Annotated in this window: 20 protein-coding genes; 12 read left to right on the forward strand and 8 right to left on the reverse strand. The window is 73.2% G+C overall.

Annotated features, from left to right (window positions below; genetic code table 11):
* The first annotated feature begins 740 nt into the window (after positions 1–740).
* The 5 genes from HCJ92_RS04780 to HCJ92_RS04800 all read left to right on the forward strand — a co-directional run bounded on the left by HCJ92_RS04780 (position 741) and on the right by HCJ92_RS04800 (position 5,818).
* Positions 741–1,502 carry a DeoR/GlpR family DNA-binding transcription regulator gene (locus HCJ92_RS04780; RefSeq protein WP_167932142.1) on the forward strand — a complete coding sequence of 254 codons (762 nt, stop codon included), beginning with the start codon at positions 741–743 and terminating at the stop codon, positions 1,500–1,502.
* A 137-nt stretch (positions 1,503–1,639) separates the two neighbouring features.
* Positions 1,640–2,995 (forward strand): ABC transporter substrate-binding protein, encoded by a 1,356-nt coding sequence (locus HCJ92_RS04785; protein WP_167932163.1) that lies wholly within the window; start codon positions 1,640–1,642, stop codon positions 2,993–2,995.
* Positions 2,995–3,975: a carbohydrate ABC transporter permease gene (locus HCJ92_RS04790; RefSeq protein ID WP_167932143.1), complete on the forward strand. Its 981-nt coding sequence runs from the start codon at positions 2,995–2,997 to the stop codon at positions 3,973–3,975. Before HCJ92_RS04785 ends, HCJ92_RS04790 begins: the two co-directional genes overlap by 1 nt.
* On the forward strand, positions 3,972–4,832 hold the full coding sequence (locus HCJ92_RS04795; RefSeq protein WP_167932144.1) for an ABC transporter permease subunit: 861 nt from the start codon (positions 3,972–3,974) through the stop codon (positions 4,830–4,832). Before HCJ92_RS04790 ends, HCJ92_RS04795 begins: the two co-directional genes overlap by 4 nt.
* On the forward strand, positions 4,829–5,818 hold the full coding sequence (locus HCJ92_RS04800; RefSeq protein WP_167932145.1) for an alcohol dehydrogenase catalytic domain-containing protein: 990 nt from the start codon (positions 4,829–4,831) through the stop codon (positions 5,816–5,818). Before HCJ92_RS04795 ends, HCJ92_RS04800 begins: the two co-directional genes overlap by 4 nt.
* An 82-nt stretch (positions 5,819–5,900) precedes the next feature.
* On the opposite strand, the gene HCJ92_RS04805 is transcribed toward HCJ92_RS04800, so the two are convergent.
* Entirely contained in the window at positions 5,901–7,097 is a 1,197-nt protein-coding gene (locus tag HCJ92_RS04805; RefSeq protein WP_167932146.1) for a thiolase family protein, read from the reverse strand.
* Positions 7,098–7,278: 181 nt separating this feature from the next.
* Between HCJ92_RS04805 and HCJ92_RS04810 the strand changes: the two genes are divergently transcribed.
* Entirely contained in the window at positions 7,279–8,259 is a 981-nt protein-coding gene (locus HCJ92_RS04810) for an acetylxylan esterase (protein WP_167932147.1), read from the forward strand.
* Positions 8,260–8,346: 87 nt separating this feature from the next.
* On the opposite strand, the gene HCJ92_RS04815 is transcribed toward HCJ92_RS04810, so the two are convergent.
* From HCJ92_RS04815 to HCJ92_RS04835, 5 genes are all read right to left on the reverse strand, one after another.
* Positions 8,347–9,609 (reverse strand): extracellular solute-binding protein, encoded by a 1,263-nt coding sequence (locus tag HCJ92_RS04815; RefSeq protein ID WP_245240596.1) that lies wholly within the window; start codon positions 9,607–9,609, stop codon positions 8,347–8,349.
* 253 nt (positions 9,610–9,862) lie between these two features.
* Positions 9,863–10,621, reverse strand: a complete 759-nt coding sequence (locus tag HCJ92_RS04820; RefSeq protein WP_167932148.1) for a bestrophin-like domain — start codon at positions 10,619–10,621, stop codon at positions 9,863–9,865.
* A gap of 39 nt (positions 10,622–10,660) precedes the next feature.
* Complete coding sequence (locus HCJ92_RS04825) at positions 10,661–11,434, reverse strand: hypothetical protein (RefSeq protein ID WP_167932149.1); 774 nt, start codon at positions 11,432–11,434, stop codon at positions 10,661–10,663.
* 282 nt (positions 11,435–11,716) lie between these two features.
* The gene (locus HCJ92_RS04830) at positions 11,717–12,031 is read right to left on the reverse strand and encodes an SGM_3592 family protein (RefSeq protein WP_167932150.1); all 315 of its coding nucleotides are present in this window, start codon (positions 12,029–12,031) and stop codon (positions 11,717–11,719) included.
* A 231-nt stretch (positions 12,032–12,262) separates the two neighbouring features.
* On the reverse strand, positions 12,263–12,718 hold the full coding sequence (locus HCJ92_RS04835; RefSeq protein ID WP_338054023.1) for an ATP-binding protein: 456 nt from the start codon (positions 12,716–12,718) through the stop codon (positions 12,263–12,265).
* Between the two features lie 135 nt (positions 12,719–12,853).
* Between HCJ92_RS04835 and HCJ92_RS04840 the strand changes: the two genes are divergently transcribed.
* The 4 genes from HCJ92_RS04840 to HCJ92_RS04855 all read left to right on the forward strand — a co-directional run bounded on the left by HCJ92_RS04840 (position 12,854) and on the right by HCJ92_RS04855 (position 15,869).
* A complete protein-coding gene (locus HCJ92_RS04840; RefSeq protein WP_338054024.1) occupies positions 12,854–13,720 on the forward strand; it encodes a helix-turn-helix domain-containing protein in 867 nt (288 codons plus the stop codon).
* Between the two features lie 3 nt (positions 13,721–13,723).
* A complete protein-coding gene (locus tag HCJ92_RS04845) occupies positions 13,724–13,960 on the forward strand; it encodes a DUF397 domain-containing protein (protein WP_167932151.1) in 237 nt (78 codons plus the stop codon).
* Between the two features lie 71 nt (positions 13,961–14,031).
* Positions 14,032–14,835, forward strand: coding sequence for an SAM-dependent methyltransferase (locus tag HCJ92_RS04850; protein ID WP_167932152.1), 804 nt, complete (start codon positions 14,032–14,034; stop codon positions 14,833–14,835).
* Positions 14,836–15,065: 230 nt separating this feature from the next.
* Positions 15,066–15,869, forward strand: coding sequence for an SGNH/GDSL hydrolase family protein (locus tag HCJ92_RS04855; RefSeq protein WP_167932153.1), 804 nt, complete (start codon positions 15,066–15,068; stop codon positions 15,867–15,869).
* Positions 15,870–16,036: 167 nt separating this feature from the next.
* On the opposite strand, the gene HCJ92_RS04860 is transcribed toward HCJ92_RS04855, so the two are convergent.
* Both HCJ92_RS04860 and HCJ92_RS04865 read right to left on the reverse strand, forming a co-directional pair.
* Positions 16,037–17,389 carry an SWIM zinc finger family protein gene (locus HCJ92_RS04860; protein WP_167932154.1) on the reverse strand — a complete coding sequence of 451 codons (1,353 nt, stop codon included), beginning with the start codon at positions 17,387–17,389 and terminating at the stop codon, positions 16,037–16,039.
* The gene (locus HCJ92_RS04865; protein WP_167932155.1) at positions 17,386–20,259 is read right to left on the reverse strand and encodes an SNF2-related protein; all 2,874 of its coding nucleotides are present in this window, start codon (positions 20,257–20,259) and stop codon (positions 17,386–17,388) included. Before HCJ92_RS04865 ends, HCJ92_RS04860 begins: the two co-directional genes overlap by 4 nt.
* 183 nt (positions 20,260–20,442) lie before the next feature.
* Here HCJ92_RS04865 and HCJ92_RS04870 point away from each other — a divergent pair, with 183 nt between their 5' ends.
* Together HCJ92_RS04870 and HCJ92_RS04875 are read left to right on the forward strand one after the other, a co-directional pair.
* The gene (locus HCJ92_RS04870) at positions 20,443–20,622 is read left to right on the forward strand and encodes a hypothetical protein (protein ID WP_167932156.1); all 180 of its coding nucleotides are present in this window, start codon (positions 20,443–20,445) and stop codon (positions 20,620–20,622) included.
* 349 nt (positions 20,623–20,971) lie between these two features.
* Positions 20,972–21,198: hypothetical protein (locus HCJ92_RS04875; protein ID WP_167932157.1), on the forward strand; the 227-nt coding region annotated here is incomplete at its 3' end.

The following is a 21,198-nucleotide window of genomic DNA, read 5'->3' on the forward strand; positions in this document are numbered from 1 at the left end:
GGCGCCAGCGGTGGCCTCCCCCGGGCGCCCAGGGGCGGACCGGGCAGCGGGCGGGCACCCGCCTCGGGCAGCCGACCGTCCGACTGACGGTCCGTACCCGTCTCCGAGCACGCCTGCCGGGGCGTGCTCGCAGGTCCCGACGGTGCGGCGCCCCGCTCGGCCCCGCCGGCGGCAGATCCTGAGCGGCCCGGCGGTGCCCGCTCGTCGGTCGCCTCGCCGCCCGCCGAGGGCGCGCCTCCGGGATGACGGGCACGGCGCCGCGGCCGGTCGGAACGACGCCCGACCCGGAAGCCCCGGGCCGCTCGGGGAGCCGCGTGCGCGCGGGTGCGGCGGCCGGTCGGCATCCGCGTCTCCCGTCACTCTGCCGCGTCGCGCTGTCACCCCGTGTGTGCCACGTCACGCCGCAGCGTGCCCGGACGGTGCCCGAAGGTGACCGGACGGACATGCGGAACCCGCTGATCTGCCCGGCTGGCGCCCGACTCGGCTCTTGCCCGGAGCTTCGACCGCGCCGGGGCGCGGATCCGGACCGGGCGAAGCGGGCAGTCGAACGGGCGTCGCCGTCGATGAGCGATCCGCCTCACCGCAGTCATGAGCGGCCTCCGCGTCGCGGAGGCCGTGGTCGAACGGGCATATGCGGTCACGATCTCCCCAGCGGGCGGCCTGGAGATCGTGGGCTGCGGGCTGTAGAACTTCTCCTCAGGGCCCGAACGGGCATCGAGGGCGAAGGGCGTGCGGGAGACATGAGCGCGGAGGAACGACAGCGGGCCATTGTCGCGGCTGCCCGACGCTCGGGAGCGGTGGACGTCGCGGAGCTCGCCGACAGCCTGTGCGTGGCCAAGGAGACGGTGCGGCGGGACCTGCGGCTGCTGGAGGACCACGGCCTGGTCCGCCGCACCCACGGTGGCGCCTACCCGGTCGAGAGCGCGGGGTTCGAGACCACGCTCGCGTTCCGCACCACGATGCACGTACCGGAGAAGCGGCGGATCGCGACCGCCGCCGCCGGGCTCCTGGGGGACGCCGAGACCGTCTTCCTCGACGAGGGCTTCACCCCGCAGCTCATCGCCGAGGCGCTGCCCGTCGAGCGACCGCTGACCGTGGTGACGACGTCGCTGGCGACCGCCGGGGTCCTGGCCGAGCGCGACAACTGCACCGTGCTCCTGGCCGGCGGGCGCGTGCGCGGCGGAACCCTCGCGACGGTCGACCACTGGGCCGTGTCGATGCTCTCCGGCTTCGTCATCGACCTGGCCTACATCGGCGCCAACGGCATCTCCCGCGACCTGGGGCTCACGACCCCCGACCCCTCGGTGAGCGAGGTCAAGGCGCAGGCGATCCGGGTCTCCCGGCGGCGCGTACTGGTCGGCATGCACACCAAGTTCGCCGCGGTGAGCTTCTGCCGGTTCGCCGAGGTAGCCGACTTCGAGGCCATCGTGACCACCACCGGGCTACCGCTCGCCGAGGCCCACCGCTACTCCCTGCTGGGGCCGCAGATCATCAGGGTGTGACCGCGGCCGATCACGACCGAGGCACCCGCACAGACTTTCGCGCAGACGTACACGACCGACACCTTCTCACCCCTTCTCACCCCGAAAACGGGCGGACGGCTGGTTCCCGTTGCCCCTGTACCCCCTGGAGCCCAATGATGCGCAGTCAGAGTCGACGCACCCGCGCAGCGATAGCCACCGCCCTCGCGGGCGGCATGCTGCTCACCGCATGCGCCGGAGCCGGTGGATCGTCAGGGGGTGACGGCGAGAGCGTCAACGTCCTCATGGTCAACAACCCCCAGATGGTGGAGCTCCAGCGGCTGACCGCCGACAACTTCACCGAGGAGACGGGGATCGAGGTGAACTTCACCGTCCTCCCCGAGAACGACGTCCGCGACAAGATCAGCCAGGACTTCGCCAGCCAGTCCGGCCAGTACGACGTGGCGACGATCTCCAACTACGAGACGCCGATCTACGCCCGCAACGGCTGGCTCCACGAACTGGACCCCTTCCTCGCCGACGACTCGGACTACAACGAGGAGGACATCCTGGAGCCGATGCGCCTCTCCCTCACCGGTGAGGACGGCAAGACCTACGCCCAGCCGTTCTACGGCGAGTCCTCCTTCCTGATGTACCGCAAGGACGTCTTCGAGGAGCTCGGCCTGGAGATGCCCGAGCAGCCCACCTGGGACGAGGTCGCCGAGTTCGCCGCCACGGTGGACGACGAGGTCTCCGACATGAAGGGCATCTGCCTGCGCGGTCTCCCCGGCTGGGGCGAACTGATCGCGCCGCTCACCACCGTCGTCAACACCTTCGGCGGCACCTGGTTCGACGAGGACTGGAACGCGCAGCTCACCGCCCCGGAGTTCGTCGAGGCCACCGAGTTCTACGTCAACCTGGTCCGCGACCACGGCCAGTCCGGCGCCGCCCAGTCCGGCTACGCCGAGTGCCTGAACAACATGACCCAGGGCAACACCGCCATGTGGTATGACGCCACCGCCGGCGCCGGCTCGCTGGAGGCCGAGGGCTCCCCGGTCCAGGGCGACATCGGCTACGTGCCGGCCCCCGTCAAGGAGACCGAGTCCTCGGGCTGGCTCTACACCTGGGCCTGGGGCATGCAGAAGGCGTCTGAGAACACCGACAACGCCTGGGAGTTCATCTCCTGGGCGTCGAGCCAGGGCTACGAGGAACTGGTCGGCGAGACCAGCGGCTGGTCCAACGTCCCGGCCGGCAAGCGCGCCTCGACGTACGAGAACGCGGACTACCAGAAGGACGCCGAGGCCTTCTACGACGTGACCTTCCGTGCCATCAGCGAGGCCAAGCCGGACGACCCGGGCGTCCAGCCCCGTCCCGCCGCCGGCATCCAGTTCGTCGGCATCCCTGAGTTCACCGACCTGGGCACCCGCGTCTCCCGTGAGATCAGCGCCGCCATCGCCGGTCAGCAGAGCGTCGAGGAGGCCCTGGAGAAGGCCCAGGCCGCTGCCGAGCGCGTCGGCGAGGGGTACCAGGACTGATGAGCACCTCCCCGACCGCGGCGCCGCCGCAGTCGTCGGGCGCGGACGCCGGGCGGAACGACTCCGCCCGGCGGCCGGCCGCGGCCCGCCGCGCAAGCGTGTGGGCCCGCCGGGCGCCCCTGCTGCCGGCCCTCATATTCCTGATCATCATGACCCAGCTGCCGTTCGCGGCCACGCTGGTCATCTCGCTGTTCGACTGGAACTCGCTCTACCCCGACGACCGCGCCTTCGCGGGGCTCGCCAACTTCGGCGAGGTCCTCTCCGACGCCGACCTGCGGTCCTCGGTCCTGACCACGATCATCCTCACCACGACGGTCGTGCTCGCCTCCCTGGTGCTCGGCCTCGCCATCGCCCTGCTCCTGGACCGGTCGTTCCGAGGCCGCGGCATCGTCCGCACGCTGATGATCGCGCCGTTCCTGGTGGTGCCCGTGGCAGCCGCGCTGCTGTGGAAGCACATGCTGTTCAACCCCGAGTACGGGCTGCTCAACGGCTCCATCAACTGGTTCGCGGGGCTCTTCGGCATCGACAACCCGATCCAGCCGGACTGGATCTCCGAGATGCCGCTGCTCGCGGTGCAGATCTCGCTGGTCTGGCAGTGGACGCCGTTCATGATGCTGATCCTGCTCGCCGGCCTGCAGAGCCGCCCGGGCGACGTCATGGAGGCGGCCCGCCTCGACGGCGCCGGCAACTGGCAGATGTTCCGCTACATCACGCTGCCGCACCTGCGCCGCTACCTCGAACTCGGCGGTCTGCTCGGCTCGATCTACATCGTGCAGAACTTCGACGCGGTGTTCATCATGACCCAGGGCGGTCTGGGCACGGCCAACCTGCCGTTCAGCATCTACCAGACCTTCTACCAGGCCCACGAGTACGGCCTCGCCTCCGCTGCCGGCGTCCTGGTGGTCATCGGCTCGATCATCCTGGCCACCTTCGCGCTGCGCGTCGTGTCGTCCCTGTTCAGCGAGGAGGGTTCCCGGTGAGCGCTGTGACCACCACCGCCGCCCCGTCGGCCAATCTCGCCCAGCGCGGCAAGGGCGCCTTCCTCGGCCTGCTCGCGTGGGCCGTCGGCCTGCTGTTCTTCCTGCCGGTCGCCTGGATGGTGCTGACGAGCTTCCGCTCGGAGTCCGACGCGGCGACCAACCCGCCGTCGCTGACGGCGCCGCTGACGCTCGACAGCTACCGCGAGTTCTTCGGCGGCGGCGCCAGCCCCTGGCCCCCGCTGATCAACTCGCTCACCGCCTCGCTGCTCTCCACCCTCCTGGTGCTGGTGCTCGCCCTGCCGGCCGCGTACGCGCTGTCGATCCGGCCGGTCAAGGCGTGGCGGGACGTGCTGTTCTTCTTCCTGTCCACCAAGATGCTGCCGATCGTCGCCGCGCTGCTCCCGATCTACCTGATCGCGCAGAACCTCGGGATGCTGGACAACATCTGGCTGCTGATCATCCTGTACACCGCGATGAACCTGCCGATCGCGGTCTGGATGCTGCAGTCGTTCCTGGCGGAGGTACCGGCCTCGGTCATCGAGGCCGCGCAGATCGACGGTGCCCGGCTCCCCGTCATCCTCTACCGGGTGATCATGCCGATCGCCGGACCCGGTATCGCGGCGACCTCGTTGATCTGCTTCATCTTCAGCTGGAACGAGATGCTGTTCGCCCGGGTGCTCACCGGTGTGACGGCGCAGACCGCCCCGGTCTTCCTCACCAGCTTCATCACCAGCCAGGGCCTCTTCCTCGCCCAGATGTGTGCGGCCTCGTTCGCCATCTCCCTGCCGGTGCTCGCCGCGGGATTCGCCGCCCAGGACAAGCTGGTCCAGGGCCTGTCGCTAGGAGCCGTCAAGTGAAAGCCGCCGTCATCGAAGCGCCCGGCAAGGTCACCGTCACCACGGTGCCCGACCCGACCCCCGGCCCCCGCGACGTGGTGGTCGAGGTCGCCTCGTGCGGCCTGTGCGGCACCGACCTGCACATCCTGGAGGGCGAGTTCGCCCCCACGCTGCCCATCGTCCCGGGCCACGAGTTCGCGGGCACGGTCGCGGCTGTCGGCAAGGACGTCACCGAGGTCGCCGTCGGCGACAAGGTCGCGGTGGACCCCTCGCTGTACTGCCACGAGTGCCGGTTCTGCCGTGAGGGCCGCGCCAACATGTGCGAGCGCTGGGCCGCCATCGGCGTCTCCGTGGCCGGTGGCGCGGCCGAGTTCGCGGTGGCCCCGGTCGCCAACTGCGTCAAGCTGCCCGACCACGTGGACGTCGCGGACGCGGCGCTCATCGAGCCGCTCTCCTGCGCGGTGCGCGGCTACGACATCCTCTCCGCCCGCATGGCCTCCCGCGTGTTGATCTACGGCTCGGGGACCATGGGCCTGATGATGCTGGAGCTCGCCAAGCTCACCGGCGCCGCCTCGGTGGACGTGGTGGACCTCAACCCCGACCGCCTGGCCACGGCGCGCACCCTCGGCTGCTCGAACGCCGCGGCCGGCGCCGACGAACTGGGCCGTCCGCAGGGCTGGGACATCGTGATCGACGCGACCGGCAACGCCGCCGCCATCCAGGACGGCATCAACCGCGTCGCGAAGGCGGGCACCTTCCTGCAGTTCGGCGTCTCCGACTACGCCACGACGGCCACCATCGAGCCGTACAAGATCTACAACCAGGAGATCACCATCACCGGCTCCATGGCGGTGCTGCACAGCTACGAGCGTGCCGCCGACCTGTTCGCCAACGGGGTGATCGACCCGGCCGTCTTCATCAGCGACCGCGTGCCGCTGGCGGAGTACCCGGCCGCGATCGACCAGTTCAAGGCCGGCAAGGGCCGCAAGATCGTCGTCGTGCCCTGACACCGTCGTCGTGCCCCGAGAGGGGCGCACCGACCCACCGCGCGCCGCGCTCCCCGCACCGGGGTGCGCGGCGCCGCGTCGTTCACCGCTCCAGCACCAGCGCCTGCCCCTGTCCGACGCCTACGCACAGCGAGGCGACCCCCACCCCGGAGCCGGCTGCCGCCAGCTGGTGCGCCACCGCACCCGCCAACCTCGCCCCCGAGGCGCCCAGGGGGTGCCCCACCGCGATCGCGCCCCCGCGCGGATTGACCAGGGCCGGGTCCAGCTCCGGCAGCTCCGCCAGACACCCCAGCACCTGGGCGGCGAACGCCTCGTTGAGTTCGACCACCCCCAGCGCGTCGAACCCCCTGCCCGCCCGCTCCAGCGCACGGCGCACGGCCCGCACCGGCCCCAGCCCGAAGTACTGCGGCTCCAGCGCGGTCACCGCCGACGCCGTCACCCGCGCCAACGGCTCCCGTCCCGTCGCCGCCACCCCCGCCTCGTCCGCCAGCAGCAGCGCCGCCGCGCCGTCGCTCAGCGGCGAGGAGTTCCCCGCCGTGACCGTCCCGCCCTCCTCGCGGAAGGCCGGGCGCAGCCGTGCCAGGGACGCCGTGTCACCGTCGTCGCGGATCGGTTCGTCCCGCTCCAGCTCCACGCCCGGGACGGCCACCACCTCCGCCTCGTGGGCGCCCGCGCGCCACGCGGCAGCGGCGCGCCGGTGCGACTCCAGCGCGAAGCGGTCCTGCGCGGCACGGTCGATGCCGTGCCGGTCCGCGAGCAGTTCGGCCCCCTCGCCCAGCGAGACCGTCCACGCCGGGTCCATCGCCGCATTCACCTGCCGCCACCCGAGAGCGGTGGAGTGGATCCGGGGCGGCGCCGCCGGGAACGCGCGGTCCGGCTTCTCCATGGTGAACGGGGCGCGACTCATCGACTCGACGCCGCCCGCGACCACCAGCGAGGCGTCCCCCACCGCCACGGCGCGGTACGCCTGGACCACCGCCTCCAGGCCGGAGGCGCACAACCGGTTGACGGTGCTCCCCGGCACCGAGACCGGCAACCCTGCCAGCAGCGCCGCCATGCGGCCCACGTTGCGGTTGTCCTCCCCGGCGCCGTTGGCGGTGCCGAGGACGACCTCGTCCACCCGCGCGGGATCGAGTGCCGGGCTCCGGCCGACCAAGGCCCGCACCACGTGTGCCGCCAGGTCGTCGGGGCGAACCCCGGAGAGCGCCCCGCCGTACCGGCCGCACGGCGTCCTGATGGCGTCCACGACCCAGACCTCGCGCAGCGTCCCCGCCACCATGTGCGATCACCCTTCCGTCCCCGGCCGGTGCCGTGGGTAGAGTCGACCCGATCATGTCAGCGGGCCGCGGGCCCGACCAGACCGCGTCCCGCCGCGCCCGTCGCCCGGACCGCGACTGCCGGACCGCCCCGCCGCACCACCACGCGCCCACCGCGGCGCGGACACGAGAACGGGGCTCGCGATGCCGTTGACCGACATGCCGCTGGAGAAGCTGCGGGAGTACCACAGCGACGTCCCCACGCCCGGGGACTTCACCAGCTTCTGGGACGAAACGCTCGCCGCGGCCCGCGCCGCCGCCACCGGTCCCGCGACCTACCGGCCGGTCGCGGACTCCGCGCTGCGCACCGTCGACGTGTTCGACGTCCGGTTCCCCGGGTGGGACGGGCAGGCGGTGGCGGGCTGGCTGATACTTCCCAAGGGCACCACCGCGGGAGACGCACTGCCCGCGGTGGTCCGCTACAGCCCCTACAACAACGGCAGGGGGAGCTACCTCGACCACCTGGCGTGGCCCTCCGCCGGCTACGTCCACCTGGTCGTCGACGCCCGCGGCATGGGCGACGCCACCCCGGACCCCGACCCGGCCCCCGGCCCGCAGTCGCCCCGCGGCTTCATGACCCGCGGCGTCGCCGACCGTGACCACTACTTCTACCGGCGGCTCGTGACCGACGCGGTCCGCGCGCTGGACGCGATCCGCGAACACCCCGCGGTCGACCCCGCCCGGGTGGTCGTCAGCGGGCGCAGCCAAGGGGGCGGGCTGGCGCTGGCGACCGCCGGCCTGGCGGGCGGTGACACCGTTGCCGCCCTGATCGACGTGCCGTTCCTCTGCCACTTCCGCCGCGGTGCCCAGGTGGCCTCGCAGGGTCCGTACACGGACTTCACGGCCTACCTCGGCGAGCGCCAGATGGCCGACCCCGAGCAGACCTTCGGCACCCTCGACTACTTCGACGGCCTGCACTTCGCCACGCTGGCGACGGCCCCGGCTCTCTTCAGCGTCGCGCTGATGGACCCGATCTGCCCGCCGTCGACGGTCTACGCCGCCTACCACCGCTACGGGGGCGAGCGCGCCATGGCGGTCTGGCCGTTCGGCGACCACGCGGGCGGTCGCACCGCCCAGCTGGCCAAGCAGCTGGCATGGGTCGCGGAGCGGGGCATCACCCCCTGACCCCGGGCGGGCCGGGCACGGCGTGCGAACGGGGCCGGGTCGGAGGTCTGCACCCCCGCCCCGGCCCCGTTCCGCGGTCCGTCGCGGCTACTCCTCGACGCGACCGCTGAGCAGTTCGGTGATGCGCTCCGAGGCCTCCCGGCCCGCCTCGATCGGGTCGGCACCCTGGAGGACCGCGGCCTGGTACTCCTTGATCAGGTCCTCCTCCTCCACCGCCGCCCAGTGGGGCGACTGCGGGGTGGCGCGGCCGTTGACCGCGCCCTGGACCATGGCCGCGGTAGCCGGCTCGTCGGCGACGACGTCGGCGAGGGTGGTGCGGTTCGGCACGAGGTTCATGGAAGTCGCCAGCTCGCTCTGCCACTTGTCGCCGGTGAGCAGCTTGACGAACTCGTAGGCCAGCCGCAGGTCGTCGGTGGCGTGCGGGATGACCAGGTTGGAACCGCCGGTGAAGACCGCGCCGGGGGTGTCCGACTCCTTGCCCGGGACGGGGAAGAAGCCCAGCTGGTCCTCCAGCTCGGGGTTGGCGCTCAGGATCGCAGCCGCCGAACCCGGCGTCGAGATGAGCTGGGAGACCTCGTTCTCGGCGAAGACCTCCTCGTGGGGCGGGTCGGCCTCGTCCGCGTCGGCGGGTCCGTTGCCGAGTGCCTGCAACTCGGCGTAGAACTCCATGCCGGCCGCGGCTTCGGGGGTGTCGAGCGTGCCCGTCCAGTTGCCGGCGCTCTCGACCGCCAGGTCGCCCCCCTCGTCCCAGATGAAGCCCGCCAGGACGTACCAGTTCTTTCCGGGGAGGTAGATGCCCTGGCGGCCCGGGACGTCGTTGAGAAGGGTGGTGGCCTCCAGCCACTCCTCGCGGTCGGTCGGAAGCTCGTTGATGCCGACGTCCGCGAAGTGGTCCTTGCGGTAGATCACCACGCGGTTGGCCGCGTAGAAGGGGATGCCGTACTGGTGGCCGTAGAACTGGCCCGGGTCGGCCAGGCCGGGGATCCAGTCGTCGCCCGAGAGGCTGATGACCTGGTTGGTGAGGTCGGAGAGGCCTCCGGTGGCGACGTACTGTGCCACCTGGGTGTTCCCGACCTCGATGACGTCGGGACCGTCGCCGCTGGTGAGCGCCTCGGTCACCTTCTCACCGATGCCGCCCCACTCCTGGATGGTGACCTCGACCTCGACGCCGTCGTTGGCTTCCTCGAACTCGGCCACGACCTGGTCGAGGAACTCCTCCCCGGCGCTGTAGTTCATCATCCAGACCTCGAGGACGCGGCCGTCGTCGGAGGAGGAGAGGTTGGAGCACCCGACGAGAAGCGACGCCGCCGCGCCGATCCCCACGGCGCGGACGGTGAGTGTTGGTTTCAACGGTTTCCCTCGGGAGAGAGGTACGGGCGCCGCGGCGCCCGTACGAACTGACGATCGAAGTGTGGGGGTGATCGACAATAGCGACCGTCCGGCCGCACCTCACCGGAGGGGTGCGTTCCGGCTCGGGCCCCGCTGACCTTGACGGACGGCGACGAGTCTGCTCCCGATACGGCCGTGGGTCCACCCTGGAGCCGGGGTGACATCCGTCGCAGTACCCGCCGATGGCCGGACCACGCCCGTCCGCGCCGCTGTTTCAGGCCAGTTCGGGGAAGAGGATCTCGAAGGCCTCCGTCGGTTGGGTGATGCCGCGTGCGAACGGCGCGTCGAAGTGCCAGATGAGGAACAGCAGGAAGGCGATCAAGGCGCTGAAGAGCCCGGCGAGCAGCAACTCCCGCTTGGAGCGCTGGATCTGTAGCGTGAAGATCATGCCCAGCGCCACCACGCCGCCCGCCACCAGGCCGAACCACACCACGCCCGGCATCGTGGGCTCCGCCGCCTGGGCGCGGGCGGTCCGGGCCTCGTCCACCGCGGCGGCCCGGTCCATCAGCCCGTGGTACCCGTGGGCCTCCAGCGTGGTGGCCGGCTCGTGCAGCGTGATGGTGCGCCGGAGTTCGGCGAGGAGCGCGTCCCCTTCCTCGGTCAGTTCCTCGTTCTCCACCATGTGGGGCCATTCGACCGTCAGCACGTGGGTGACGTAGCCGTCCACCTGGTCGCGGATCTCCTCACGCACCGGCGACGGGTACGCCTCCGCCCGGGTGCTGACCTCGCGGAGCGCCTGGGCCTCGGCACGGATCCAGTCCTCGGCGGCGGCGCGTTCCTCCCACACCCCGGCCATCGCCAGGCCGAGGACGATCGCGTAGACCACGCCGATCATCATGGTGATGTACTCGATGACGTCCGGCGTCTGCGAGGTGTCCTCGCCCTCTTCGCCGCGACGGCGCAGCGTCGCGACGATCAGGACGACCGCGCAGGTTCCCGCGGTGCACAGGGTCAGAATCAGCCAGGTCGGCACGGTGGGTTTCCTCTCGGGGCAAGCAGGCGAACAGCGGTGTCAGGCCTGGGGCGACCGCGGGCCGCCCCCGCGCGGGCGCAGCGCGGCGGCGGCCAGCACGGCCGGGGCGAGGAGCAGCAGGGTGCGACCGACCAGGGAGCCGCTCTCCCGGGGCGCGGTACCGGGCGTGGGCCGCGGGGGTGCCATGGCCAACGAGACCTCCGCAGGCGGCGGATCGGGCTCCGGGCCGGGGCGGGGTGCGGGTCGGTCGGCCTCACGGGGCGGCTCGGGCCGAGGCGCCGGGGGGACCGGCGGCTCAGGGGCGGTCCTGACCGGGGCGGCGACCTCCGGGGCGGGCCCGGGCGGCGCCGGTGGCTCCGGTGGCTCCGGCGCGGGGGTCGCCGGTGGCTCCGGGGGCTGTTCGGCGGGCGGCGGGGGAGCCGGGGGAGGCGGGTGAGGGGCGTCGGGAACGCACGGGCCGATCCGGCCGACCACGCCCTCCGCCGTGACGGCCCCCGCGACGCAGCCGCCCGGCCCCTCGACACGACCCTCGAAGCCGCCGGGCACCAAGCCGGCGGAGACCCGGCCCCCGGGCCCGACGATCTCCACCCGGGAGGCGTCGCCCAGGAAGGGAGGGAAGGGAACCGCGGCGTCGCCGAGGCCGCCCGCCTCGCCGACGGCACCGAGGTCGTACGGCGGTGGCGTGGGGATCGGCGGTGTGTGCACGGCGGCGCCGGCCGGAGCCGTGGAGGCGAACAGGACGATCACAACGGCCGGTACCACGGCGAGGCGCACGCGGCCGGCGCGCCACACGGGCGCCGGGCTGGGTTTCACACCTCGAAGAATGTGGTGCCCAGGCGCCCCCGCGTGACCACTGGCGGAAGGTCTGCCCTGATGGGGTGAAAGAGAAGCGAGTCACGACAGATCGCGCGCCTCTGGCGCGCGGGCCGGGGCGCCTGGTGCGGTTGACGCGCGGGAGCGCGAGCAGGCGCTCACCCCAGGGAGCGCGCCGGGTACCGGACGGACGCGGGCGGCACGGTCCCGCCCACCCATCCGCCGCACGGACGAAGGGCCCGGGAGCTCGATGCTCCCGGGCCCCGCGCTTACCGCCGGCACTCACCGCGCTTCGTCGGTGCCGTCGTCCTTCCGTCTCCTGAACAGGCCGCGCAGTTTCCCGCCGCGCCGCTTGCGCTTCTCCCGCTTCTCCCGCTTCTCCTGCTTCGGAGAGGTGCTGTGGATCCACCCGGCGGGCGGCTCGTCGGAACGCCAGGGCTGCGGTGCCGGCGCCTCGTTCTTCCAGCGCTCGGTCAGCATGCGGGTCCGCGCGGTGGGCTCGTTCACCTCTGCCCCACGGACGAAGTTCTCGTCCAGCACCAGGTCGTCCCAGTCGTCGCGCTGGGGCTCGTCACGGTCGTGCGGCTCGGTCCCCATGGCCTGCCTCCCTCGGCCTCGTGCGGCACGCGGAACGGGACTCCGCGGCTGCCGTCTCCTTACTGCTCCGGCGGCGGTGACCGGCAGCGCGGTCCGCGGCCCGGCCGCCCTCACCCACTGCAACGGTATCCGACACGGGGCGCGGACGGGGTCGGTGTGCGACCCCTGGTTCAGCTCCGCGCCCGCGCGCCCGGCGGACGCGCGCCCGTGGGCGGTGTCTCAAGCACGCCCTCAGCCCGACCGGGGGAGCAACGGCAGGTCCGCCCAGACCACGTGGCGTCGACCCGCGTCGGCGGGTCGCACGCCCCAGCCCAGCGAGAGCGCCACCACCAGCAGCAGTCCACGGCCGCCCTCGTCCTCGTCGGTGGCGACGGTCGGGCCACGCCGGGGCCCGGCGCCCTCCCCGAGCACGGCGACCCGCAGCAGGGTGCCGCTGACCCGCAACTCACAGCCCACGGAGCGGCTGGGGGTGTGCCGCAGGGCGTTGGTGACGAGTTCGGAGACCACCAGTTGCGCGTTGTCGCTGGTGTCCTCCGGGGTGTGCCACTCGCAGAGCTGGCTGCGGGTCCGTCTTCGCGCCTCGGCGACGGCGGTCTCGACCGCCGGCAGGAGGAAGCGGGCGCGGGCGCTCCACGGCGCGGCGGTGTCGGAGCGCTCCAGAGGCTGAGCGTGGGAGGAGGAAGCCACGGTTCTACTGTGGTTGTTCGGATCACATACGGCAAGGGGCAGTCTGTCATTTGCAGAATGCCCGGTACGGCCTGTCGGATTGCCCGCGTGCATGGCAAGCTCTGTACGCATGACGGCAGTTGAGGACCGACGGTAGTGCCCGGCAGCCGGCCCGCGGGGGCTGCGACGGCGCTCAGAGTGGTCCTCGGGCGGCGCCTGGCCGATCTGCGCGAACAGGCGGGCATGACGTTCGAGGAGGCCGCACGGAACCTCGACGTCACCCACGCCACCGTCCGGCGCATGGAGAAGGCGCAGGTGGGACTCAAGGTCCCGTACGTGGAGAAGCTGCTGCGCCTCTACGGGGTGCGCGACCCGGCGGAGATCGACGGGTTCGTCCGCCTGGCGCGCGAGGCCAACCGGCCCGGCTGGTGGCACAACTACCGCGACGTCCTCCCCGGCTGGTTCAGCGCGTTCGTCAGCCTGGAGGGCGAGGCGGAGCAGATCCGCGCCTACGAGCCGCACTACGTCCCCGGGCTGCTGCAGACCGCCGACTACGCCCGGGCGGTGCTCCGGGCGGGGCTGCCGCAGGCACCGGCGGCGGAGGTCGACCGGCTGGTCGAGCTGCGGCTGGCCCGCCAGCAGCTGCTGGAACGCGCGACGCCTCCGCTGTTCTGGGGAGTGATCGACGAGACCGTGTTGCGGCGCACCGTCCCCGGCTCCGGGGTGATGCGGCGCCAACTCGACCACCTCGTGGCGGCCTCGTCCCGGTCGTGCGTCCGTCTCCAGGTGATGCCGTTCGGGGCGGGGCTGCACCCCGCGATGTACGGCCCCTTCCACCTCTTCCGGTTCCCGGTCCCCGAACTCTCCGACGTCGCCTGCTCGGAGAGCCTGGTCGGCGCCGCCTACTTCGACCAGCGCGACGACGTGTCGGTCTTCCGGGAGGCCCTGGACCGCATGTGCGCCCAGGCCGCACCAGTGCACCAAACCGAGTCGATACTCGGTGAACTTCGCAAGGAGATCTGAACCATGGATCGCATTTACAACGGGATGCCCGCCGCACTGCTGGGGACGGAGGGCTGGCACAAGCCCTGGAGCGGTGGGAACGGCGGCAGCTGCGTGGAGGCGATGCGGCTGCGGGACGGCCGCGTGGCGCTGCGGCAGTCCACCGATCCCGAGGGCCCGGCGCTCATCTACACGCCGCACGAGATGGAACGGTTCATCGCCGGGGTGAAGTCGGGCGACGCCGACTTCCTGCTGGTCTGACCCGCCCGCGGGCGCGCCGTGATCCGCCGCGCGCCCTCCCGCAGCACCTCACCAGACGAGAGAGAGCAGCAGTGACCGAGCAGGGCCTCACCGCCGAGAGCATCGACACCAGCCGTCCGCACCCGGCGCGGATGTACGACTACTACCTGGGGGGTCAGGACAACTACGAGGTGGACCGCGCGGCGGCGGAGCAGCTGATGGCAGCCACCCCCGACGTGCGCCGCAGCGCGCGCGCCAACCGCGCCTTCCTCCAGCGGGTCGTCGGGGACGTCGTCCGGTCGGGCGTCCGGCAGATCCTCGACGTGGGTACCGGGATACCCACCTCGCCCAACACCCACGAGGCGGCGCACGCGGTCGATCCCGCGACCCGCGTCGTGTACGTGGACAACGACCCGATCGTCTCGGTCTACGCGGGCGCCAAGCTGACCGCCACCCCGGGCACGGGTTTCCTCCTCGCCGACCTGCGTGACCCGGCGGCCATCGTGGGAAGTGACGCGCTGAACGGGCTGATCGACTTCGACGAGCCCGTGGCGGTGCTGCTGGTCTCGGTGCTGCACTTCGTCGACGACGCCGAGGACCCGAAGGGACTGCTGCGCGCCCTCACCGATCGGCTGGCCCCGGGGAGCCGGCTGGTGATCTCCCACGCCACCGCGGACTTCCACCCCCGGGAGGTGGGCGAGCGCGGGGCCGAGGTCTACTCGCGGGCCACGGCCAACCTGCGGTTGCGCAGCCGGGGCGAGGTGGTCGAGCTGTTCGAGGGGTTCGAGCTGGAGGAGCCGGGCGTCGTGCAGGTCTCGCACTGGCGGCCCGAGCGCGAACCCGACGAGGACGACGGCCGCGTCGCGGTGTACGGCGGACTGGCCGTCAAGCGCTGACGACGGTACCCGGTCGCGGTCCGAGCCGGAGCGGGGCGCCGGTGTCCTTCGGGGATGCCGGCGCCCCGCCGTGTCTCGACTGCCGCAGCGAACGATGCGTCACCTGTCCGGTTGTGAGTCGTTCCTGAGAGTGTGTTGGCCAGAATTAATTGGCATGGACACTTCTCAAATGAATTACCAGCTGGTAACACAGCAGGTAACCCCCACACACAGCCTGTTCAGGAGGCTTGATGAAGCTCCGTCGTCTTCTCGCCGGTGCCGCCACCGCGGTGCTGGCCCTCGGCGTGTCAGTGATCCCCACAGCCGCGTCCGCCCAGGAAGCCCAAGCGGCGGAGGTGTACGTCGCCCTCGGCGACTCGTACTCCTCCGGCGTCGGTGCCGGAAACTACGACTCGGCCAGCGGTGACTGCCGCCGCAGCAACAACGCGTACCCGCAGCGCTGGGCCGACGCCAACGGGCCGTCGGCCTTCCACTTCACCGCCTGCTCCGGTGCGCGCACCGGCGACGTGCTCTCGGGGCAGCTCGGCCCCCTGAACTCCTCGACGACGCTGGTCAGCATCAGCATCGGCGGCAACGACGCAGGGTTCGCGGACGCGATGCAGACCTGCGTCCTCCAGTCCACCGCGTCCTGCGTCAATCGCATGGGCCAGGCCAACAACTACATCAACAACAACCTGCCCGCCCAGCTCGACGCCGTGTACAACGAGATCAGCGCACGCGCCCCCCAGGCCCGGGTCGTCGTCCTCGGCTACCCGCGCATGTACCAGCTCAACGGCTCCTGCGCGGTCGGCCTCAGCGAGCAGGCCCGTGCGGCGATCAACGCCACCTCCGACACGCTCAGCGACGTGACGGCCAAGCGCGCCGCCGACCACGGGTTCAGCTACGGCGACGTCCGCGGGGCCTTCACCGGCCACGAGATCTGCTCGTCGAGCCCGTGGCTCCACAGCGTCACCTTCCCCATCGGCAACTCCTACCACCCCAACGCCGCCGGTCAGGGGAGCGGCTACCTGCCGGTCTTCGCCGGGCTCGCCTGAGCGGCCCGTCGCGAACGCCGCGCCCGTCGGTGCCGTCCTCACACGGCACCGACGGCCGCGACCCGTGCCACGGCCCGTGAACCCGCACCGCGCACCGGCCGGCCCCGGGTACCGGGTCGGCGTCCGACACCCCGGCTCACCCGTCCCCGCTGTGCCGAACGCCGAGCTCACCGGTCCTGCGCCGCCTCTGCCGCGACCGAGCGCGCAACCGCCGTCGCGGCGGCCGGTCCGGGCTCGGCCCCTCCCGCCGGCCACCAGCGACCGCCGCGCCGAACGAACGGCCACCAGCGGCCGTCGGGCCCGTAGCGGATCTGCGCCCCCTCGCCGACGGCCGTCCACGCCACCCCGGACCGCCGCAGCACCGGTCGACCGCCCGCCTCCTCCCAGGCCTCCGCCGCATCCGCGAGCGCAGGCTCCGAGCGGGGCCCCGACCACGCCGCCGGGCGCCCGTGGCCGGTCTCCGACACGGCCAGCGCCACCGCGCCCCCGACCGACCAGGCCGCGGCGGCCATCGCCAGTTCGGCCGCTGTCCTCCCGCAGCCCGCGGCGAGACGGTCACCGACAACGGGACCCGGGGGGACCGCCGCGGCCATAGCCGCCGCGTCCTGCCACAACGGGTCGACCCGTACCGCGTCCGACCCCCGCCCACCGGCTCCTTCGCCGTCCCCGTGCCCTGCACCGGAGTGCGGCGCCGCCCGGCCGAGTTCGGCGTCCAGCGTTCTGGCAGCCCGACGAGCCGCCACCGCCGCCAGGTAGGCCAGTCCCACGGCGTCGACACCCTCCACCGACGTCTCCGGTGGGAGCGAAGGAGCGCCGCCCGGCACGGACGGCCACGGCGGCAGCGTCGGAAGCGGCAGCCGCGGCGCCGCGTACGCCGACCTCGCGTCCACCCCGTCCCGCCCGCCCGCCGCGCCCGTCGAGGGCGCCGGACGCAGCCCTGCCACGACCTCACGCTCGTCCCTGCCGCGCAGCAGCAGCAACAGGAACGGGTCGACGTCCAGCAGCCTTCCCACCTGGTACCCCAGCGCGGCGGTGTGCTCGCAGTGGTCCCAGGCGCCGCACTCGCACTCCGGCTCCAGGTCACCGACGCCCGGCAGCAGCTCCACCTCCGCCGCCTCGGCGTCGGCCACCAGCCCCGGCGGCATCTCCCCGTCCAACAGCGCTGCCAGGTGCCCCGCCTCGGTGGCGACCGCGTCCAGCAACCGTTGCCACTCCGCCGGACCGAAGGTACGCAGCAGTACGTCCGACCGGTGCGCCGTGCCGTCCTTGCCGGAGACCACCGCGGTGACGCGGCCGGGCCGGAGCATCACCGCGCCGACCGCCCCGCCCCGTACCAACCGTCGGCCCACCGGCAGCCGACCGGAGTCCAGCGCGCTGTCCTCCAGCGCCGAGATCCAGCGCCGCCCCCACCAGGTCGTCGTGAGCGCTCGGCCCCGGGGAACGGGCGGCGGTGACACCACGCGCTCCGTCACCCGCGCCTCCTCGCCGCCGGCCGCCGGGTCCTCGCCGGTCGTACTCACGAGCCGTCACCCCGCAACAGCACCAGGTCGGCCAGCTCTGCGTCGCTCAGCTCCGTCAGCGCCGCCGAACCCCCGGTCAGCACCGAGTCCGCCAGCCGCCGTTTACGGCGCAGCAGCGCCGCGATGCGGTCCTCCACCGTCCCCTCCGCGATCAGCCGGTGGACCTGGACCGGGCGGTCCTGCCCGATGCGGTACGCGCGGTCCGTCGCCTGCTCCTCGACCGCGGGGTTCCACCACCGGTCGAAGTGCACGACGTGTTCGGCGCGCGTCAGGTTGAGACCGGTGCCCGCGGCCTTCAGCGACAGCAGGAACACCGGGGCCGCGCCGTCCTGGAACTCACGCACCAGCTCCTCGCGGCGTCGGACAGGTGTCCCGCCGTGCAGCAGCAGCGTCGGCGTCCCCCGCTCCTCGAGGTGGCGCTCCAGCAGCCTCGCCATCGCGACGTACTGCGTGAACACCAGGGACGAGCCGCCCTCGGCCCGGATCGTCCCCAGCAGCTCGTCCAGCAGCTCCAGCTTGCCCGACCGGCCCACAAGGACCGGTTCGCTCTCCTTGAGGTACTGCGCCGGATGGTTGCAGATCTGCTTGAGAGCCGTCAGCAGCTTCACGACCAGCCCGCGGCGCGCCGTGCCGGCCGCGCCGGCGACCGCGTCCAGCCCCTCCCGTACCACCGCCTCGTACAGGGCCAGCTGCTCCGGACCGAGCGCCACCACCCGGTCGGTCTCGGTCTTCGGCGGGAGCTCCGGCGCGATACCGGGATCCGCCTTGCGCCGCCGGAGCAGGAACGGGCCGACGAGAGCCGCGAGCTGCCGCGCCGCCTCCGGGTCCTCGCCGCTCTCCACCGCCTCCGCCCATCGGGAGCGGAACGCGGGCAGCGGGCCGAGCAGGCCCGGCGTGGCCCAGTCCAGCAGGGCCCACAGCTCGGTGAGGTTGTTCTCCACCGGGGTACCGGTCAGCGCCACCCGGGCGGCGGCCGGGACGGAGCGCAGCGCTCGCGCGGTGGCGGCCCGCGGGTTCTTCACGTGCTGCGCCTCGTCGGCGACCAGCAGCCCCCACCGCACCTCGGCCAGCCGCTGCGCGTCCCGGCGCATGGTGCCGTAGGTGGTGAGCACGAAACCGTCCTCCGGCAGCGCGGCCAGGTCGCGTGCGGAGCCGTGGTGGCGCCGCACAACCGTTCCCGGGGCGAACCTGCCGATCTCCCGCTCCCAGTTGGCCAGCAGCGACGTCGGGCACACCACCAGCGTGGGTCCCGGGGGAACCCCCTCCGCCGCACGGTGGAGGTGGAGCGCGATCAGGGTCAGGGTCTTTCCCAGCCCCATGTCGTCGGCGAGCACGCACCCCAGCCCCAGAGAGGTCAGGCGGTGCAGCCAGGTGACCCCCTCGCGCTGGTAGCCGCGCAGGGTCGCCTCCAGCCCGGCCGGTTGCGGCAGCTGGGCGGTCGGGGCGCGGTCGGGATCGGTGAGGCGGTCGCGGAGCGTCGCGAGCCAGCCGGTTGCCCGCACCTCGGCGGCGTCCGCCGCCTCCCCGGTGCTTCCGCTGAGCACCGCCCGAAGCGCCGGGAGGACCGCCACCTCGGAGTCCCGCCGGTCCAGTGCGCGCCGCACGTCGGCCGGGTCGACCAGCACCCAGCGGTCCCGCAGGCGGACCGCGGGGCGGCCGGCCTCGGCCAGGCCGTGCAACTCCTCGCGGCTCAGCCGCTCACCGTCGAGCGTGAACCGCCAGTCGAACCGCAGCAGGGCGTCGGGGGACAGCAGGGAGGGCGGGCCGCCCCGTTCCTGGGGCCCGGGCCCCACCTCCGCGTGGGCAATGAGCCTGCGGACCATGCTCCGCGGCCAGTGGAGCTCGACACCCGCCGCCCGGAGCGCCGCCGTCGCCGGGGCGCCGAGCAGCTGCGCGGTCTCCTCCTCGGACAGTTCCATCGTGTCGGGCACGGCGGACCGCAGGAGCGGGTCGAGCGGCGGCCAAGCGGCGGCGGCCCGGCGGAGCGCCAGCAGGGCCTCGCGCCGGGCCGCGGTGCCGAACCCCGCCGGCGGGGTCGGGTCCCACAGCCGTGCCGCGTCCGCCACGAGGCCCGCGTCCGCGAGGCTGTGCGCCTGGAGGACGGCGTGGAGGCGCCCGGCGGGGTCGTCCTCGGGGCCGACCGGTTCCATGCGCAGCGAGAGCCGGACTCCGGCGTCGTGGCCGGCGGCCACGGCCTCCGACCACTCCCGGTGGGACGGCAGCCGCCGGGGTCGCACGGCGGCGAACGCGGCGCCGCCCGCGGCCGGCACCGCGGCGGGGGAGCGGGGCAGACCGTCCGCCACGGCGGTGAGGAAGTCCCGCAGCAGCCCGGCCGGCTCGGGAAGGCGGGGACCGTCGTCCGAGGCGGAGGCGGGCAGCGGCACGGCGTGCGCCTGCGGCGGCATGGCATCCGCCAGCTCCGCCAGCCGCCGGGCGTCCTCGGCCTCCAGCGGGCCGAGCCGCCACGCATCGTGGTCGCCCGCGGTGAGCCCCGGCAGCAGTCTGCCCCGTGCCGCCAGCTGCAACGCCAGCAGCACCGCGTGGCCCCAGTAGGCGGCCGTGCCGTCGCCTGCGACCCGTGCCCGGCTGAGGACCGGGACGGCCTCGCCGACCGGCAGTCGCAGCGACGTGACCTCGCGGACGCCGACGTCCCCGTCCGCGGTCGGCAGCACGACCTGCAGGGGGTCGAAGCCCCGCTCCGGTGGCTCGGCGAGGGGCGGGGCGCCGTCCGCGCGCCAGAACGCGACCTCGGAGAGCCGCGGTGGATCGGCCGGCAGCGGCACCGCGGAACACGCGGCGAGGGCGGTGACCTGCGCGGGAGTCAGCCGCGTGCGCGGGGTCCCGGCGGGCGGCGAGGGGGAGGGGGACACGGCTCCGGGAGGTTCCTCACGGGTGGCGGGGGTGGACGGTGGCCGACCGTACCCCACCGCCGCCGGAGCCGCGCGCCGCTGACGTGGGAGGCTTGAGGGCAGACGAGGCGGTAGGCAACCGGCGTACGGGGAAGTACGTCCTCAACAGTGCGCGGGGGCCTCCCGCCGGGAGAGGAGAGCGATATGTCCAAGGGTGCGAAGATCGCCGTCGGTGGCGTGGCGGTGGGCCTGGTGCTGTGGTGGCTGACCAACTTCTGGATCGCCGCCGTGGTGATGTTCGGGGTGCCCGCCGTGGCCTACCTGACGCTCGACCCCTCCCAGCGGCGGCGGTTGCGCCGAGTCTCCCGCAAGGAGCTGAACTGACGATGTGACCCGTCGCGCCCCCTCGGCCCGTCGTGCCGGGTGGGGCGCGTCGGTGGCGACCGCCGGCAGGCCCCGGGCTCTCCGTGGGAGCCGCGCGAGGGGCGTTGCTTCCCGCGATCGACGGACGACGTCTTCGATCAATGTTGCGCGGCACAGTTCGTTGCGCGATCGCGAACGGTCATTGGTAACCGCCTCCGCGCCAGTTTCCAGCCAGCTGCAAACAGCTGCAGAAACGGTACGGCCGCACGGCTAGCGTCCGTGGCGACGCGCCCACCAGGCACGCCGCCCTCACGCGCCGGACGAGTCTCCGGCGAGCGCGCCACCGGAGCACGGGAGCCACGACACCCCCATGACCGACAAGCCACCGCCCCCACCGCGGACCCTGCGGAACCACCTGCTCGCCCTGCTGGTCCCCCCTCTCGCAGCGCTGCTGCTGCTCTGGGGCCACACCGCCTGGGCCGCGCTGGACGAGATCGCCGGGGCCCGGGCCGCCGCCGACGCGGCCGAGGCCGCCAACGCCCCCGCCGCGGTCGTCAGCGCCCTCCAGGCCGAGCGCCGCGCCACCGTCGCGTGGCT

Origin of the sequence: Streptomyces spiramenti (assembly GCF_012034385.1) — a bacterium.
GTDB classification, from domain to species: Bacteria; Actinomycetota; Actinomycetes; order Streptomycetales; family Streptomycetaceae; genus Streptomyces; species Streptomyces spiramenti.